Annotated in this window: 17 protein-coding genes and 2 tRNA genes; 11 read left to right on the top strand and 8 right to left on the bottom strand. The window is 54.3% G+C overall.

All coding sequences use genetic code 11. The annotated features are described in order from the left end of the window. Positions 1–55: 55 nt before the first annotated feature. The 3 genes from ABLV17_RS07815 to ABLV17_RS07825 all read right to left on the bottom strand — a co-directional run bounded on the left by ABLV17_RS07815 (position 56) and on the right by ABLV17_RS07825 (position 1847). Positions 56–143 (bottom strand) — tRNA-Ser (locus tag ABLV17_RS07815). Positions 144–289: 146 nt separating this feature from the next. Next, complete coding sequence (locus tag ABLV17_RS07820; protein ID WP_015367229.1) at positions 290–967, bottom strand: isochorismatase family protein; 678 nt, start codon at positions 965–967, stop codon at positions 290–292. 19 nt (positions 968–986) lie between these two features. Then, positions 987–1847 carry a pirin family protein gene (locus ABLV17_RS07825; RefSeq protein WP_308959190.1) on the bottom strand — a complete coding sequence of 287 codons (861 nt, stop codon included), beginning with the start codon at positions 1845–1847 and terminating at the stop codon, positions 987–989. A gap of 115 nt (positions 1848–1962) precedes the next feature. Here ABLV17_RS07825 and ABLV17_RS07830 point away from each other — a divergent pair, with 115 nt between their 5' ends. Beyond that, positions 1963–2868 (top strand): LysR family transcriptional regulator, encoded by a 906-nt coding sequence (locus ABLV17_RS07830; protein WP_015367227.1) that lies wholly within the window; start codon positions 1963–1965, stop codon positions 2866–2868. Here ABLV17_RS07830 and ABLV17_RS07835 read toward each other — a convergent pair. Both ABLV17_RS07835 and ABLV17_RS07840 read right to left on the bottom strand, forming a co-directional pair. Next, positions 2865–3119 (bottom strand): hypothetical protein, encoded by a 255-nt coding sequence (locus ABLV17_RS07835; RefSeq protein WP_348854208.1) that lies wholly within the window; start codon positions 3117–3119, stop codon positions 2865–2867. The two genes, ABLV17_RS07830 and ABLV17_RS07835, sit on opposite strands and share 4 nt — an antisense overlap. Positions 3120–3454: 335 nt before the next feature. Continuing rightward, positions 3455–3542: transfer RNA gene (locus ABLV17_RS07840), tRNA-Ser, on the bottom strand. 268 nt (positions 3543–3810) lie between these two features. On the opposite strand from ABLV17_RS07840, the gene ghrA reads away from it, so the two are divergent. The 7 genes from ghrA (at position 3811) to ymdB (ending at position 8465) form a co-directional block, all read left to right on the top strand. Continuing rightward, positions 3811–4749 carry a glyoxylate/hydroxypyruvate reductase GhrA gene (gene ghrA, locus ABLV17_RS07845; protein ID WP_308959057.1) on the top strand — a complete coding sequence of 313 codons (939 nt, stop codon included), beginning with the start codon at positions 3811–3813 and terminating at the stop codon, positions 4747–4749. 85 nt (positions 4750–4834) lie between these two features. Continuing rightward, the gene (locus tag ABLV17_RS07850; RefSeq protein WP_015367224.1) at positions 4835–5572 is read left to right on the top strand and encodes a phosphatase; all 738 of its coding nucleotides are present in this window, start codon (positions 4835–4837) and stop codon (positions 5570–5572) included. Between the two features lie 23 nt (positions 5573–5595). Then, entirely contained in the window at positions 5596–6150 is a 555-nt protein-coding gene (locus ABLV17_RS07855) for a molecular chaperone (protein WP_087858025.1), read from the top strand. 102 nt (positions 6151–6252) lie between these two features. Further along, positions 6253–6735, top strand: coding sequence for a DUF1097 domain-containing protein (locus ABLV17_RS07860; RefSeq protein ID WP_080961886.1), 483 nt, complete (start codon positions 6253–6255; stop codon positions 6733–6735). Between the two features lie 287 nt (positions 6736–7022). Further along, positions 7023–7319, top strand: coding sequence for a fimbrial assembly protein (locus ABLV17_RS07865; protein ID WP_228302313.1), 297 nt, complete (start codon positions 7023–7025; stop codon positions 7317–7319). A 228-nt stretch (positions 7320–7547) separates the two neighbouring features. Further along, positions 7548–7850 (top strand): type 1 fimbrial protein, encoded by a 303-nt coding sequence (locus tag ABLV17_RS07870; RefSeq protein ID WP_087858023.1) that lies wholly within the window; start codon positions 7548–7550, stop codon positions 7848–7850. A gap of 90 nt (positions 7851–7940) precedes the next feature. Then, complete coding sequence (ymdB, locus tag ABLV17_RS07875; protein WP_087858022.1) at positions 7941–8465, top strand: O-acetyl-ADP-ribose deacetylase; 525 nt, start codon at positions 7941–7943, stop codon at positions 8463–8465. A 44-nt stretch (positions 8466–8509) separates the two neighbouring features. Here the strand turns inward: ymdB and mdoC are convergent, their stop codons facing one another. Beyond that, positions 8510–9670 carry a glucans biosynthesis protein MdoC gene (mdoC, locus tag ABLV17_RS07880; RefSeq protein ID WP_213793810.1) on the bottom strand — a complete coding sequence of 387 codons (1161 nt, stop codon included), beginning with the start codon at positions 9668–9670 and terminating at the stop codon, positions 8510–8512. 252 nt (positions 9671–9922) lie between these two features. On the opposite strand from mdoC, the gene mdoG reads away from it, so the two are divergent. The 3 genes from mdoG to ABLV17_RS07895 all read left to right on the top strand — a co-directional run bounded on the left by mdoG (position 9923) and on the right by ABLV17_RS07895 (position 14286). Further along, positions 9923–11476 carry a glucans biosynthesis protein MdoG gene (mdoG, locus tag ABLV17_RS07885; RefSeq protein WP_045393624.1) on the top strand — a complete coding sequence of 518 codons (1554 nt, stop codon included), beginning with the start codon at positions 9923–9925 and terminating at the stop codon, positions 11474–11476. Further along, a complete protein-coding gene (gene mdoH / locus ABLV17_RS07890; protein WP_113374206.1) occupies positions 11469–13997 on the top strand; it encodes a glucans biosynthesis glucosyltransferase MdoH in 2529 nt (842 codons plus the stop codon). Before mdoG ends, mdoH begins: the two co-directional genes overlap by 8 nt. Before the next feature lie 61 nt (positions 13998–14058). Beyond that, positions 14059–14286, top strand: coding sequence for a YceK/YidQ family lipoprotein (locus ABLV17_RS07895; RefSeq protein WP_087858019.1), 228 nt, complete (start codon positions 14059–14061; stop codon positions 14284–14286). Here ABLV17_RS07895 and ABLV17_RS07900 read toward each other — a convergent pair whose 3' ends face one another. Together ABLV17_RS07900 and mdtG are read right to left on the bottom strand one after the other, a co-directional pair. Continuing rightward, positions 14287–14673 carry a MysB family protein gene (locus ABLV17_RS07900; protein ID WP_087858018.1) on the bottom strand — a complete coding sequence of 129 codons (387 nt, stop codon included), beginning with the start codon at positions 14671–14673 and terminating at the stop codon, positions 14287–14289. It lies immediately after the preceding gene. Positions 14674–14764: 91 nt separating this feature from the next. Next, positions 14765–16015 (bottom strand): multidrug efflux MFS transporter MdtG, encoded by a 1251-nt coding sequence (gene mdtG, locus ABLV17_RS07905; protein WP_308959002.1) that lies wholly within the window; start codon positions 16013–16015, stop codon positions 14765–14767. Between the last annotated feature and the right edge of the window lie 146 nt (positions 16016–16161).

Genomic DNA, 16161 nt, shown 5'->3' on the forward strand with positions numbered 1-16161 from the left:
CGGAGAATATAAAAGAAAAGAGCCCGTACTTTCGTACGAGCTCTCATCTCGAATATGGCGGTGAGGGGGGGATTCGAACCCCCGATACGTTGCCGTATACACACTTTCCAGGCGTGCTCCTTCAGCCACTCGGACACCTCACCATATTGTCTTGCTGCTCACCTTGGGTGGGCAACGGGGCGCTACTATAGGGAGTTGAGCTAAAACGGTCAAGCATATTTTTTTCTTTCTTTACCGTTCGGTTAAGCAATGAACACTGCCCCGTCGATTCATCGACGGGGCAGCTATTTTAACGCTGGGAGTCCAGCTTTTCGTTATTCTTCACGACGTCCTGCGCCTTGCTGTAGCTTTCAATCAGCAACTGATACGCCGGGAAGACTTTGGTGTACACCTCAGCCCACTCGGCGGCATCCGGACGGTTCCAGGTGCGCTGCAGTTCAGAGGCTACCGCGGCGGTATCCATTGGCACTACGCCGGCCTGGACTACTCGCGCCAGGGTGATCTCCTGCGCCATTTTGCTATAGGTACCCGAGGCGTCGATAACGGCAAACACCTTATAACCGTCGGCGACGGCGGCAATCGCCGGGAAAGCCATGCAGACGCTGGTAATAGTACCGGCAATGATTAAGGTTTTACGCCCGGTGGCTTTCACCGCGGCGACAAACTCCGGGTTGTCCCAGGCGTTGATTTCACCTTTACGCGCAATATATTTCGCATGCGGCGCGTTCTCATGAATTTCCGGAATCAACGGGCCGTTCGGGCCCTGCGGCACGGAAGCGGTGGTGATCACCGGGATCCCGGCAAGCGATGCCATTTTCGCCAGCGCGGCGGCGCGAGCGCGCAGTTCCGGCATCGGCATATCGCCGACGGTCTGAAACAGGCCGCTTTGGTGGTCAATCAACAGCATCGCGGTATCGTTAACATCAATCACCGGACGAGAACCGTTAAAGTTAGCTGGAGTAGACATATTCTTCACCTCAATTTCGTTAGATTTGGCCAAAACGGCCGCTGTTAAAATCGCGAATTGCTTCGGCAATTTGCGTTTTGGTATTCATCACAAACGGGCCGTAGCCCACGATCGGCTCCTGGAGCGGCTCGCCGGCCATCAGCAGAACCTTCGCGTTGGAGCCCGCTTCCAGATGGAAGGCTTCACCTTTTTGGCTCAGCACTACCAGCTGTCCTTCCCGTGCGTTTTCGGTACCGTTGACGGTGACTTCGCCCTCGAGTACAACCAACGCGGTGCTCCAGCCTTCCGGCTGATGCAATGTCACATCGTGACTTTGTTTGAGCTGCATATCCCACACGTTCAACGGTGAGAACGTATGCGCTGGGCCGGCGACATCGCCGTAACGCCCGGCAATCACTCTGACGCTCCCGGCATCGTCTTCCAGCGTCGCTTGTGGAATGACGTCTGCGGTAATGCTCTGATAGCCCGGAGTCGTCATCTTGTCTTTCGCCGGCAGGTTGACCCACAGCTGCATCATTTTCAGTTCACCGCCGGAGCGGGTGAACGCTCCCGAGTGGAACTCTTCATGCAGGATCCCGGCGCCAGCCGTCATCCACTGCACGTCGCCAGGGCCGATAACGCCGCCTCTGCCGGTTGAGTCGCGATGCTCTACTTCACCGGAGTAGACAATGGTGACGGTTTCGAATCCGCGATGCGGATGCTCGCCGACGCCGCGTTTACCGTTTCCCGCCGGAAAAGTATGCGGACCGGCATAGTCGAGCAGTAAAAATGGGCTCAGTTGTTCGCCGTGGGTCTGGTAAGAAAACATTGAGCGAACCGGGAAACCGTCGCCCACCCAGTGCTGCGAAGGGGCGGTGTAAACGCCAGTAATCTGTTTCATGGTTATCTCCTGCGTGTCTGTATCTGATGTGAATAAGCTTATATCTGGGGCTAATATTCCGGTAGATAGCGAAAATGACCTATACTGTTCTAAAAATGGAACGATGGAGAAAAGGATGCAGGATCTCAACGACCTGGCATGGTTTGTTCAGGTGGTAGACCATGGCGGTTTTGCCGCTGCCGGTCGGGCGCTCGACCAGCCTAAATCCAAACTCAGCCGCCGCATTGCGCAACTGGAAGAACGCTTGGGCGTGCGCCTGATTCAACGAACCACCCGACAGTTCGCCGTGACGGAAGTCGGCCAAACTTTCTACCAACATTGCAAGGCGATGTTGATAGAAGCCGAAGCGGCGCATCAGGCGGTAGAAACGCTGCAATCTGAACCGCGCGGCAGCGTCAAGCTCACCTGCCCGGTAACCCTGCTGCATGCCCATGTTGGCCCGATGCTGGCACGCTTTATGGTGCGATACCCTGGAGTAACGCTGCATCTGGAAGCCACCAATCGGCGGGTGGATGTGGTGGGCGAGGGGGTTGACGTGGCCATCCGCGTGCGGCCAAGGCCATTTGAAGATAGCGACCTGGTCATGCGGGTGTTGGCCGATCGCGGTCATCGCCTGGTGGCGAGTCCGGCGCTGATCGCTCGGCTTGGGCGCCCACAGGCGCCGGCGGAATTGAGTACCTGGCCGGGGCTAAGTATTGGCGCCGGAAAACATCAGCATAAATGGCAGCTGACCGGTCCGGAGGGGGCGCGAGCCGAGGTTTATTTCACCCCGCGGATGGTGACCAGCGATATGCTGGCGCTGCGCGAGGCGGCCATGGCGGGCGTTGGCGTGGTTCAACTTCCTTTATTAATGGTGCGCGATCAGCTGGCGTCAGGGGAGCTGGAAATCGTGCTTGATGAGTGGCAACCGCGTCGGGAAGTCATTCATGCGGTGTTCGCCTCGCGGCGCGGTTTATTACCTTCAGTCAGAGCGCTGGTGGATTATCTCAGCGAAGAGTATCAGCGGATGGAAGAGGATTAGCTTCGTTTTTTCCCGGCGGCGCTGCGCTTGGCCGGGGTACTGGTGGTGCGGCTTGCGTGATTCCCGGCGGCGCTGCGCTTGGCCGGGCTACTGGCTAATGGTGCGGCCTGTGGGATGGGTAGCCCGGGCGAGGCATTTATGCCGACCCCGGGAAGAGCGGCGGTGCCACATGCGAAAAAAAAGCCCGTACCAGCGAAGCTGGCACGGATAAAATCAAGACGTTGCATCGGTCGGGTCTCAGTCCAGGGCATAGCGAGTCTCCTCTTCTATGCCAGTTATAACTGTTACCCATGTGTCCGGTCTAAAGTGTTACCTATGTTTCCGGTTTGTACCGTTCTCGTCCCCCCCCAACGGAGAATATAAAAGAAAAAAGCCCGTACTTTCGTACGAGCTCTTCTTAAAATATGGCGGTGAGGGGGGGATTGACTCGCTTCGCTCGCCCCTGCGGGGCAGCCCGCTTACTGCGTTCGCGGTCTGTCCAACTGGCTGCGCCAGTTGTCGAACCCCGGTCGGGGGTTCTCATCCCCCCAGCGGAGAATATAAAAGAAAAGAGCCCGTACTTTCGTACGAGCTCTCATCTCGAATATGGCGGTGAGGGGGGGATTCGAACCCCCGATACGTTGCCGTATACACACTTTCCAGGCGTGCTCCTTCAGCCACTCGGACACCTCACCATATTGTCTTTCCCGTTGTTGCTGGGAACGGGCGCTAATGTAGGGAAATACGTATCTCCCGTCAATCAACTTTTTTAAAAAAAGATGCGTTTAGCCAAACTTCAAACAACTTGCTTCTTTAACGCGCGGTAATCGTTTTTTTTGTCGCCATTCTCTTTATTGCTCGATAGCGATGCGGAATTTGTTATGCTGGCAAACCAATACAAAACAAAGAGTAAAACACGACGCAAACCTCAACCTACTCACGCGTCAGTAATCAGGAGTCATTATGGAGATTATTTTTTACCACCCAACGTTCGATACCCCATACTGGATAGCAGAACTGGAAAAACATCTGCCGGGAGCGCGCGTTCGTGAGTGGAAACCTGGCGACAATCAACCAGCCGACTATGCGCTGGTCTGGCATCCACCGGTAGAAATGCTGCAAGGCCGCGAATTGAAAGCGGTTTTTGCCCTCGGCGCAGGCGTGGATTCCATTCTTAGCAAGCTGCGGGAACATCCGGAAATGCTGCCGCTTTCGATTCCGCTGTTCCGCCTCGAAGATACCGGCATGGGCCTGCAGATGCAGGAATATGCGGTAAGCCAGGTGCTGCACTGGTTCCGCCGCTTTGATGATTATCAGGCGCTGAAGCAGGAATCCCGCTGGCAGCCGTTGCCGGAATATCGTCGCGAGGATTTCACTATTGGTATCATGGGGGCAGGGGTGTTGGGCGGCAAAGTCGCGGAAAGCCTGTTGCGCTGGGGTTTCCCGCTGCGCTGCTGGAGCCGTAGCCACAAATCCTGGCCGCAGGTTGAGAGTTTTGCCGGTCAGGAAGAACTGGGCGCGTTTCTACAAGAAACCCGAGTGCTGATCAACCTGTTGCCCAATACGGCCGAAACCGTCGGCATCATTAATGAAACCTTACTTTCTCAACTTCCGGATAACAGCTATGTTCTGAATCTCGCCCGCGGCGTGCATATCGTCGAGCCGGATTTACTGGCGGCGCTTAATAGCGGCAAACTGAAAGGGGCGATGCTGGATGTCTTTAGCCGCGAACCGTTGCCGAAAGAGAGCCCGCTGTGGGCGCATCCGCGCGTGGCCATGACGCCGCATATTGCCGCCGTTACCCGTCCGCAGGAAGCAATTGCCTATATCGCCAGCACCATTAGCCGCCTGGAGCGGGGTGAAACGGTCAGCGGGCAGGTCGACCGCCAGCGCGGCTACTAATCGATAACCCCGCTACGGCGGGGTTTTTACTGATCATGACTCCTGATTCCTGCTATTCTTGCCACAAATAGAGGAGGAGATTGTGATGTATCCTGTTGACCTGCACATGCATACCGTCGCCAGCACCCACGCCTACAGTACCCTGCATGACTATATTGCCGAGGCCAAACGTAAAGGCATTAAACTATTTGCGATAACCGATCACGGCCCGGATATGGCAGATGCCCCGCACTACTGGCATTTCGTCAATATGCGTATCTGGCCGCGTCTGGTTGATGGCGTTGGCATTCTGCGCGGTATTGAAGCGAATATCAAAAATACCCAAGGTGAAATTGACTGTACCGGGCCAATGCTGACTTCGCTGGATCTGATCATTGCTGGATTTCATGAGCCAGTATTCCCGCCCCAGGATAAAGCCACTCATACTGAAGCGATGATTGCCGCGATTGCCAGTGGCGCCGTCCACATGATTAGCCATCCTGGTAATCCGAAGTTCCCAATCGATATTCCAGCGGTAGCCGAAGCGGCGGCAAAGCATCATGTGGCGCTGGAAATTAATAATTCCTCATTCCTCTCATCGCGTATTGGTAGTGAGGATAATTGCCGGGCGATCGCCGCCGCAGTGCGTGATGCGGGTGGTTGGGTGGCGCTGGGTTCGGACTCGCATACCGCCTTTACCCTTGGCGAATTTACCGAATGCCGCAAAATCCTTGACGCGGTGAATTTCCCGGAAGAGCGGATCCTAAACGTCAGTCCGCGTCGACTATTGAATTTCCTCGAATCACGCGGAATGCCGGCGATTGCGGAATTTGCAGACCTTTAATTTGAACCACTGGAACATATTGTATGAATGAATTTTCAATCCTCTGTCGCGTGCTGGGCTCGCTGTACTATCGTCAGCCGCAGGATCCGCTGTTGGTGCCGCTGTTCACGCTGATTCGCGATGGCAAGCTGGCCGCCAGTTGGCCGCTGGAACAGGATGAATTACTGGAGCGTCTGCAGAAGAGTTGTGATACCCAGCCCTTAACCGCTGATTACAACGCCCTGTTCGTCGGTGACGAATGTGCGGTCTCGCCTTATCGTAGCGCGTGGGTTGAAGGGGCCACTGAAGCGGAAGTTCGTGGTTTTCTGACGCAACACGGCATTCCTACTGGCGAAGGTCCAACCGATCATATTGGATCCTTACTGCTGGCCGCATCCTGGCTTGAAGATCATGCCTCGGATGACGAAAGCGAAACGCTGGAAACGTTGTTTGCCGATTATCTATTGCCGTGGTGTGGCACCTTCCTTGGAAAAGTGGAAGCGCATGCGCAAACCGCATTCTGGCGCACCATGGCGCTATTAACGCGTGAAGCGATTTCCGCGATGTGGGATGAACTACAGGAAGAAAACGACGAATAAATGTGACGCAGGTCACTTTTGATGTGAAACAGCAAACTCACGCATTCATATTGTGTGTTCTGGATCGCATTTGGTTGCCGCGTATCTGCTATGATACGCGGCATGAACATACTCTTCGCAATCGCACTCACGACGGGCATTCTCTCCGGCATTTGGGGATGGGTGGCGGTCTCACTTGGCCTGCTGAGCTGGGCCGGATTCCTCGGCTGTACGGCCTATTTCGCGTGCCCACAGGGCGGTCTGAAAGGGCTGTTGATTTCCGCCTGCACGGTCATGAGCGGCGTGATATGGGCGCTGGTGATTATTTACGGTAGCGCGTTGGCGCCGCAGCTGGAAATCCTCAGCTATGTGATGACCGGAATAGTCGCTTTCCTGATGTGCATTCAGGCGCGCCAGCTGCTGCTCTCTTTTGTTCCTGGAACCTTTATCGGCGCCTGCGCGACGTTTGCCGCGAGCGGCGACTGGCGCATTGTCGTGCCGTCTCTGGCGCTGGGATTGGTCTTTGGCTATGCCATGAAAAATAGCGGGCTGTGGCTGGCAGCGCGAGCGGCAAAGAATAAATCTTTGGCTAACGATCACGTCTGATTTTCTTCACATTTCCTCGATGACGGGAGCAAGCTTCCCGTCACGCACTACATGAAAGCCTTTTCGCATCAACCCCTCTTCGATTGTTTTTTCCTCTTAATGCAGACATTTTGAGCAAACAAACCATAATAATTTGATACCGTTTGCAAAAACGAAGAGAAAAAAGTATCAACAGGTACTTCATATATATACTGATTTTGTATGTAGTTGCTTGTATTCAACTGCGCTCATGGATGATTTGTAAGGTTTTTTTGACCGTTACGCAGAGGGGTTTTGCCGTGAAAAAAATGACTGGCGTACTACTTGCTACAGTTTGTTTCCTTCCCGCTTTATTGACTTTTTCGACTACCTCTAGCGCCGCAAGCGGCGTGATTCGTTTCCACGGCGGCGTTGTCGAACCGCCTTGTCAAATTCGTTCTTCAGAAGATCAGGTCTCGATGGCCTGCGCTAAGCAGAAGTCAGTTACTTTTTCTGCTCAGCAGGTGGCCCGAGGGGATCTGCAACATGCCAATATCAAATCTACGCAATTAACCTACATTAATCCTCAGCACACTAACGCTATCCTCGAAGTGAATTATCGTTAACAGTACAGCCCCTGCCGGACCCGCAGGGGTTTTCCCGTCTCTCACCTGATATTCCCACGCAGATTTTTTGTAGCAAAATCAAGATGAATCGGTTTTGTTATCAAAAAGAAAACAAAAAGTAATATATTTGTGTTTTATAACGCAATCATTGCCTTGCCGTAGTCTGGCGGCGCAATGCGCTCAGGGATGGCCTGTTGCTTCTTTGCTATTCATACAGAGGAGTTTGCCGTGATAAAAAAAATCCACGCCTTAGCGGTGCCATGTCTGATGTTGTCATGCTTATTTGGCTCAGTGAATGCCGCGCCGACCGGCGGCGTTGTCGCCATTTACGGGCAGGTCGTTGACCCCTCCTGCGAAGCCAATAGTGTGGGTGATAAGATTGAAATGGCCTGTCCGCGGCTGCGTACCCATATGGTTTCGCCGCAGGTGCTGACGACGGGGAATTACAGCAATGACGCCGTCCATTCGGCACAATTAAAGTATATTGATCCGCAACATACCCGCGCTATCCTCGAAGTGAATTATCGCTAAATACTGGCCCTCAGGCTTCCGCCTTGGGGGCTATCATGCCATAGTAGACATCACGCTAGGTATGAAGACGTTTGCCGACAGGAGGGGGAAATGGTTGTTCAACCTGAAGTAGTTCTCGGCGATATTACGACGTTGCAGGTAGATGTTATTGTTAACGCGGCCAACCCATCGTTACTGGGCGGCGGTGGCGTTGATGGCGCCATTCATCGGGCCGCGGGCCCGGAATTACTGGCCGCCTGCAAAATAGTCCGTCAGCAGCAGGGCGAATGTCCGCCCGGGCATGCGGTTATCACCAGCGCCGGTAATTTACCGGCCAGCGCGGTGATCCATGCGGTCGGCCCCGTCTGGCACGGCGGCGGCGAGCAGGAAGCTGAATTACTGGCGGATGCCTATCGCAATAGTCTGTTGCTGGCGGCAGCCAATAATTATCGTTCTATTGCTTTTCCGGCTATCAGCACCGGCGTATATGGCTATCCGAAACAGGCGGCGGCGGAAATTGCGGTAAAAACGGTGAATGCTTTCCTCACCCGATATAATCCGCTGGAACGAGTCTATTTCGTCTGTTTTGATAAAGAAACGGCGGAAATCTATCAGCGATTATTACAGGCAGAATGAATCGTGATACCGACAGCGCGCGGGCGCGCTGTCGGTTGCAGATTTTAGTTAACCGACACCGGCGCTTTCGCCGGTTTTTGTTGCGGTTTACCTGAGAACAGGAAGCGCAGCAGCGGAATACGAAGATGGATTTCGTACAATATCAGCGCAATCCCCACCACAAATACCAGTCCGGTGATAAAACCTAACAGGTTCGATTTTATTATCGGCGTAATCCATGCCCCATACAGCAGGGTGAGCGGATGGTGCACCAGGTAGATAAACAGCGAAGCGTTGACGAAGTAAGTCACCCGAGCGGACTGGAAGTTAAGCAGGCGGTGGCCCAGTGAGAACACCACGTTTACCATCCACAGCCCCAGCACCATCGTAATCACCGATTCGGTTTCATACATCCAGCCATCGCCAGAACCATACTGCTGGTTAAGACGATAGGCGATAAAGCCCAGCAGTGCGCCAACAAAACACCAGGGTGACGAGGTGGTGAACATCGCTTTTAGCCGCGGATTGATGAACGTCTGCGCGCCGAGAATGAAGAACGGCAGATAAAACAGGGTCTGCATAACGATAAAGTTAAACAGTCCGTTGCTGAGAATCGGCGGGTATACGATAAAAATGGTGCGACGGATCACCGCATACAATACGCCAAGTCCCAGAAAAATCAGCGATAATTGACTGAATGTGACGGTGTCACCGAAGCTGGCGGTCTGCGTTTTTCGCCGATTGGCCAGCCACTTAAACAGCACTACCCCGGCGGTGGTCAGCACCACGAGCACCAGCAAAAACCACAGATGGGAGATAAGCTCCCAGGCCAGGGTGTTGAATTTGTCATAGCCGGAGAGCGTATGCCAGTCCTGGGCTTTACCATTGACGTATTGCAGCATCAGAAACTGCGGCAGGGTGAGCAGTGGGATCGCGGTGAGCATCGGGATGCCAACTCGCTCTACACGCACTTTCCACCATTTCTTCAGCGGATAGCGGAGAAAGAGCATGTATGAGAAATAGCCGGAAATAACAAAGAAGACCTGCATACGGAAGGCATGGATAAAATCGTTGAACAGCGTTAGCCCCCAGGAGGGCTCCAGGCTATTCACATGCCAGCTGTGGCTGGAGTAGATAAGTGAGATGTGAAACGGGATCCCCAACAGCATCAGCCAGGCGCGGATACTGTCGAAGAAATATTCACGTTCTACTGGTGTTTTATTCATAAATTCACAACAATCTCAGACAATTCGTCTTATCACTCAGGGCGATAACGGTTACATTGCCAGCAACCCTACATGAACTCAGGGTATCTGTCTCCAGGATAAGTACGCAAAGTGCAATATGGGACAGAGAACTGTTTATTCCCTGGTCCGCTAAGCTGAACAATGCAGGGATTATGTTGTCGGATTGCCTGAGTTTCCATTAAAATAGATCGGATCGATTTAAGCACACAAAGGGGGAAGTGCTTACTTACTATGAAACATAAACCACAGATGATGAAAATGCGTTGGTTAAGCGCAGCCGTAATGTTGTCCCTGTGTACTTCATCTGCATGGGCATTCAGCATTGATGACGTAGCAAAACAGGCGAAAACGTTAGCCGGGAAAGGCTATGAAGCGCCAAAAAGTAACCTGCCCTCCGCCTTCCGCGATATGAAATACGCGGATTACCAGCAAATCCAGTTCAATCACGATAAAGCCTACTGGAATAATCTGAAGACCCCATTCAAGCTGGAATTTTACCACCAGGGCATGTATTTCGACACGCCGGTTACTATTAATGAAGTGACCAGCACCAGCGTACGTAAAATTAAATATAGCCCGGATTATTTTAATTTTGGCAATGTTCAGCACGATAAAGACACGGTGAAAGACCTTGGTTTCGCCGGTTTTAAAGTACTGTATCCGATCAATAGCAAAGACAAGAATGACGAAATCGTCAGCATGCTCGGGGCCAGCTACTTCCGCGTTCTGGGCCAGGGTCAGGTCTATGGGCTTTCCGCCCGCGGCCTGGCTATCGATACCGCGCTGCCGTCCGGCGAAGAGTTCCCTCGCTTCCGCGAGTTCTGGATTGAGCGTCCGAAAGCGACCGATAAGCGCTTAACTATCTACGCGCTGCTGGATTCCCCGCGTGCGACCGGCGCCTATCGCTTTGTGATTATGCCCGGGCGCGACACCGTGGTTGATGTGCAGTCGAAGGTTTATCTGCGCGACAAAGTCGGCAAGCTTGGCGTGGCGCCGTTGACCAGTATGTTCCTGTTTGGGCCGAACCAACCGTCGCCGACCACCAACTATCGTCCGGAATTACATGACTCCAACGGTCTGTCGATTCTTGCCGGTAACGGCGAGTGGATCTGGCGTCCGCTGAATAACCCGAAACATCTGGCCGTCAGTAGTTATGCGATGGAGAACCCGCAAGGGTTTGGCCTGCTGCAGCGTGGCCGCCAGTTCTCCCGCTTTGAAGATCTCGACGATCGTTACGACCAGCGCCCGAGCGCGTGGATCACTCCGAAAGGCGACTGGGGTAAGGGTAAAGTCGAATTGGTTGAAATCCCGACCAACGATGAAACCAACGATAATATCGTCACCTACTGGACCCCGGATCAGCTGCCGGAACCAGGCAAAGAGATGAACTTCAAGTACTCCATTACCTTCAGCCGCGATGAAGACAAACTGCATGCGCCAGACAGCGCTTATGTGGTGCAGACTCGCCGCTCAACCGGTGATGTGAAGCAGTCTAATCTCATTCGCCAGCCAGATGGCACCATCGCTTTCATCGTTGATTTCACCGGCGCTGACATGAAAAAAATGGCGGCGGATACCCCGGTAACGGCGCAGGCGAGCATCGGCGATAACGCCGAAATCGTGGAAAACTCGGTCCGCTATAATCCGGTTATCAAGGGTTGGCGTATGACCCTGCGCGTGAAAGTGAAAGATCCGAAGAAAACCACGGAAATGCGTGCGGCGCTGGTCAATGGCGATCAGACGCTAAGCGAAACCTGGAGCTATCAGCTGCCTGCCAATGAATAAGATAACGAATTATATCGACGCATTGCCGCTGTCGGATGCAGAAAAAGCCGCATTACCTGATACGAGCCTGCAAGCCGTACATGAAGCGCTTGACGCAGAGCATCATCATTTTTCGCGCGATGAAGATTCCCCATTAGGATCGGTAAAAGCGCGGCTGGAGCATAGCTGGCCGGACTCTCTGGCCGGCGATCAGCTGGTGAAAGATGATGAAGGACGCACTCAGCTTCATGCGATGCCGAAAGCGAAACGTTCCTCGATGATCCCCGACCCGTGGCGTACCAACCCGGTAGGCCGCTTCTGGGATCGTCTGCGTGGCCGTGATGTGACTCCGCGCTATCTCTCTCGTCTCACGCAGGAAGAGCGCGAAAGCGAACAGAAATGGCGTACCGTCGGCACCATTCGCCGCTATATTTTGCTGCTGCTGACGCTGGCGCAAACGGTAGTGGCCACGTGGTATATGAAGACCATCCTCCCTTATCAGGGATGGGCGTTGATCAATCCATCCGATATGGTTGGCCAGGATCTATGGGTCTCCTTCATGCAGCTACTGCCGTACGTGTTGCAGACCGGTATCCTGATCCTCTTCGCGGTACTTTTCTGCTGGGTCTCGGCCGGTTTCTGGACCGCGCTGATGGGCTTCCTGCAACTGCTGATCGGGCGTGATAAATACAGTATTTCGGCATCCACCGTTGGTGACGAGCCGCTGAACCCGGAACACCGGACGGCGCTTATTATGCCAATCTGCAACGAAGATGTTGACCGCGTGTTTGCCGGCCTGCGCGCCACCTGGGAATCGGTGAAAGCGACGGGTAACGCTGCGCATTTTGACGTTTACGTGCTAAGCGACAGCTACGACCCGGATATTTGCGTTGCCGAGCAAAAAGCGTGGATGGAGTTGATTGCCGAAGTGCAGGGTGAAGGCCAGATCTTCTATCGTCGCCGTCGCCGTCGCGTGAAACGTAAAAGCGGCAACATCGATGATTTCTGCCGTCGCTGGGGTAGCCAGTATAGTTACATGGTGGTGCTCGACGCTGACTCAGTGATGACCGGCGAGTGCCTGAGCGGGCTGGTGCGCCTGATGGAAGCGAATCCGAATGCCGGGATCATCCAGTCTTCGCCGCGCGCCTCCGGTATGGATACCCTTTATGCGCGCTGCCAGCAGTTCGCCACCCGCGTGTACGGCCCCCTGTTTACCGCCGGGCTGCACTTCTGGCAGTTGGGTGAATCGCACTACTGGGGTCACAACGCCATTATCCGCGTGAAGCCGTTCATCGAACACTGTGCGCTGGCGCCGCTGCCGGGCGAGGGTAACTTTGCCGGTTCGATTCTGTCGCATGACTTCGTGGAAGCCGCGCTGATGCGCCGTGCGGGTTGGGGCGTATGGATCGCCTACGATCTGCCGGGCTCCTATGAAGAGCTGCCGCCGAACCTGCTGGATGAGCTGAAGCGCGACCGTCGCTGGTGTCAGGGTAACCTGATGAACTTCCGCCTGTTCCTGGTGAAAGGGATGCACCCGGTACACCGTGCGGTGTTCCTGACCGGCGTCATGTCTTATCTGTCGGCGCCGCTGTGGTTTATGTTCCTCGCGTTGTCGACGGCGTTGCAGGTCGTGCACGCCCTGACCGAGCCGCAATACTTCCTGCAGCCGCGTCAGCTGTTCCCGGTATGGCCGCAGTGGCGTCCAGAACTGGCTATCGCGCTGTTTGCCTCGACCATGGTACTGCTGTTCCTGCCGAAACTGCTGAGTATCATTCTGGTGTGGTGCAAGGGGCCGAAAGAGTACGGCGGCTTCTTCCGCGTGACGCTTTCCCTGCTGCTGGAGGTGCTGTTCTCGGTGCTGCTGGCGCCGGTGCGCATGCTGTTCCACACCGTGTTCGTGGTCAGCGCGTTCCTCGGTTGGGAGGTGGTGTGGAATTCACCGCAGCGCGATGATGACTCAACGCCCTGGGGCGAGGCCTTTATGCGTCACGGCTCGCAGCTGCTGCTGGGTCTGGTTTGGGCGGTTGGTATGGCGTGGCTGGATCTGCGTTTCCTGTTCTGGCTGGCGCCTATCGTCGTGTCGCTAATCCTCTCTCCATTTGTCTCGGCGATTTCCAGCCGCGCGACGGTAGGTCTGCGTACTAAACGCTGGAAATTGTTCCTGATCCCGGAAGAGTATTCGCCGCCGCAGGTACTGAAAGATACCGATGCTTACCTGACTCTGAACCGTCAGCGTTCGCTGGGCGATGGCTTTATGCATGCGGTGTTTAACCCATCGTTCAACGCCCTGGCGACGGCAATGGCAACGGCGCGTCATCGCCACGGTCGTATTCTGGATATTGCCCGTGAACGCCACGTTGAGCAGGCGCTGAATGAAACGCCTGATAAACTTAACCGCGATCGTCGTCTGGTGCTGTTAAGCGATCCTGTAACGATGTCGCGTCTGCACTACCGCGTGTGGAACTCCCCGGAGAAATACTCTTCCTGGGTGGGAGAGTATCAGAAACTCACGCTGAACCCGCTGGCGTTGAAAACGAAGTAAGCCGTACGTTAAGGAAAATACCGGCAATTGTGCCGGTATTTTTTTGCCTGAGAGGAAGTGAATGAGAATATTTGTGCTTATCGCCATGACGCTGGTACTCAGCGGTTGTGGCAGCATTATTAGCCGTACGGTACCGGGGCAGGGCCATGGCAACCAATATTACCCCGGCGTACAGTGGGATGTTCGCGATTCAGGCTGGCGCTATCTGACCATTCTCGATCTGCCATTCTCGCTGGTATTTGATACGCTGTTGCTGCCGTTAGACGCCAGCCATGGTCCCTATGAGTAATTAACGCTCGTCCCACTCATCGGCTGCCGTCTGCCCCTCTTCGGTATCCAGGGAAGGCTCCAGCTGAAACTCGCCTTCATCCCATTCGTGTAGCGTATTTTCTTCCACCCACTCCTGGCGTAGCTCGATTTCGTCATAATCACCGTCAAATACGCTTTGCGCCGCTTCACCACTGAGCATGGGGAGACACTCGCCTTCTTCATCTTCGCTGGCGAAGAATTCAGCCCGCCAGGCGATATCACCGTCCTGGAGTACGTACTTCTGCATATTGAACTGTTCGATATCGGCAGTTTCTTCATCGCTATCGGGATTATCGGCCAAAAACTCTTCCCGGGCGGCGTCGATTGCCTCTTCGAGCGTGGCGTAGAAAACTGATTCCGTTGACATAGCTAACCCCCTAAGAAGAATGAAAAAGGAACACGTTTCAATCTATAGAAGGCGGTTAGCCTGGCGTCAAGGCAGAGAAGCGCTGAAGCGCTTAATTTACCGAACGTTTACCCGAGTCTCCATCATCCGCTGAAGCGTTATGCCGTGGGCGACGTAGACTGATGGTCGAGTAAAAAGCGTTAAACAGGACGACGCAGGCGGTGACGAGGAACACGGCGCGGAAGCCGTAGTTGGCCGAGACCGAGGCGCCGATTAACGGCCCGGTGACGTTGCCAATATCGCGAAATGACTGGTTATAGCTGAAGATACGCCCCGATATCTGGCTGGTGGAGTTGTACACCAGCAGAGTTTGTACGGCGGGTAATAGCGCGCCGTCGGCGGCGCCGAGCAAAAAGCGCAGAATACCCAGCTGTAGCGGCGTCTGAACGAATGACATTGGGACCAGCAGCAGCACGGAAATAACCAGGGCAACGATCAGGATCTTTTCCGGCCCAATACGATCGCCGAGCTTGCCTAAACGTGGCGCGCTCAGCAGGGCGGCAATGCCGGGTACGGAGGCAATCATACCGCTAATAAAGGCGATATTGCTGACGTTACCCGCCAGGTCGCGCACGTAGAGCGTCAGGATCGGCGCAATGGAACCCGTCGCCACCTGGATAATCAATGAGGTCACGAACAAGCTGAGCACCAGTTTAGGGTTCTTGAGCGAACCGAAAACGTCCCTGGCATTGAGCATCTCTTTTTTGTTCACCGGAACAAAGTTTTCGCGAATCAAAAATAGGGTGAACAGGAAGCAGATAAACAGCACCGTGGCGGTCATGAAGAAGACGGTGCGCAAACCCCAGTGGTCGGCAAGGAAACCGCCCGCCAGCGGGCCAAGGAGGGCGCCGCTTACCGCGCCGGTTGAAAGCGTTCCTAGCGCCCAGCCGCTTTTCTGACGCGGGATCTGGGTCGCGATCAGCGCATTGGCATTGGGGATAAAACCGCCCAGTAAACCCAGCAGCGCGCGCAGGATCAGGAATTGCCAAATGTTTTGCGCCATGCCCATCAGCATCATGACGATGGCCATCCCCAGCGCTGAACGCAGCAGCATAATCTTACGCCCTTTACGGTCTGCTAATCCGCCCCAGAACGGCGAGGCAACGGCGGAAAACAGGAAGGTAATGCTAAACACCAACCCTGACCACATATTCAGCGCGCTATGGCCGGTCACACCCAACTGTTCGACATAGAGTGGTAAAAAAGGCATCACGAGGCTAAAGGCGGCGCCGGTTAAAAAGCAGCCAAGCCAGGTGACGGTAAGATTTCGTTTCCAGTTAATAGGCGTATCAGCAGACGACATAAGGTCTCACTGGCCCGCGGCGCGGGTCAAAATAAAGGAAAATATGAGCCTGCTAATTATGCGCCTGAGAAATGGTTGTCGCAATGGAGCGTAGCTTTTAAAGCTAAAGGAGTATTAAAAAGGATCGGCGGTAAAAATATATCCGG

Origin of the sequence: Klebsiella sp. CN_Kp091 (genome assembly GCF_040065095.1) — a bacterium.
In the GTDB taxonomy this organism is placed as follows: Bacteria; Pseudomonadota; Gammaproteobacteria; order Enterobacterales; family Enterobacteriaceae; genus Klebsiella; species Klebsiella aerogenes.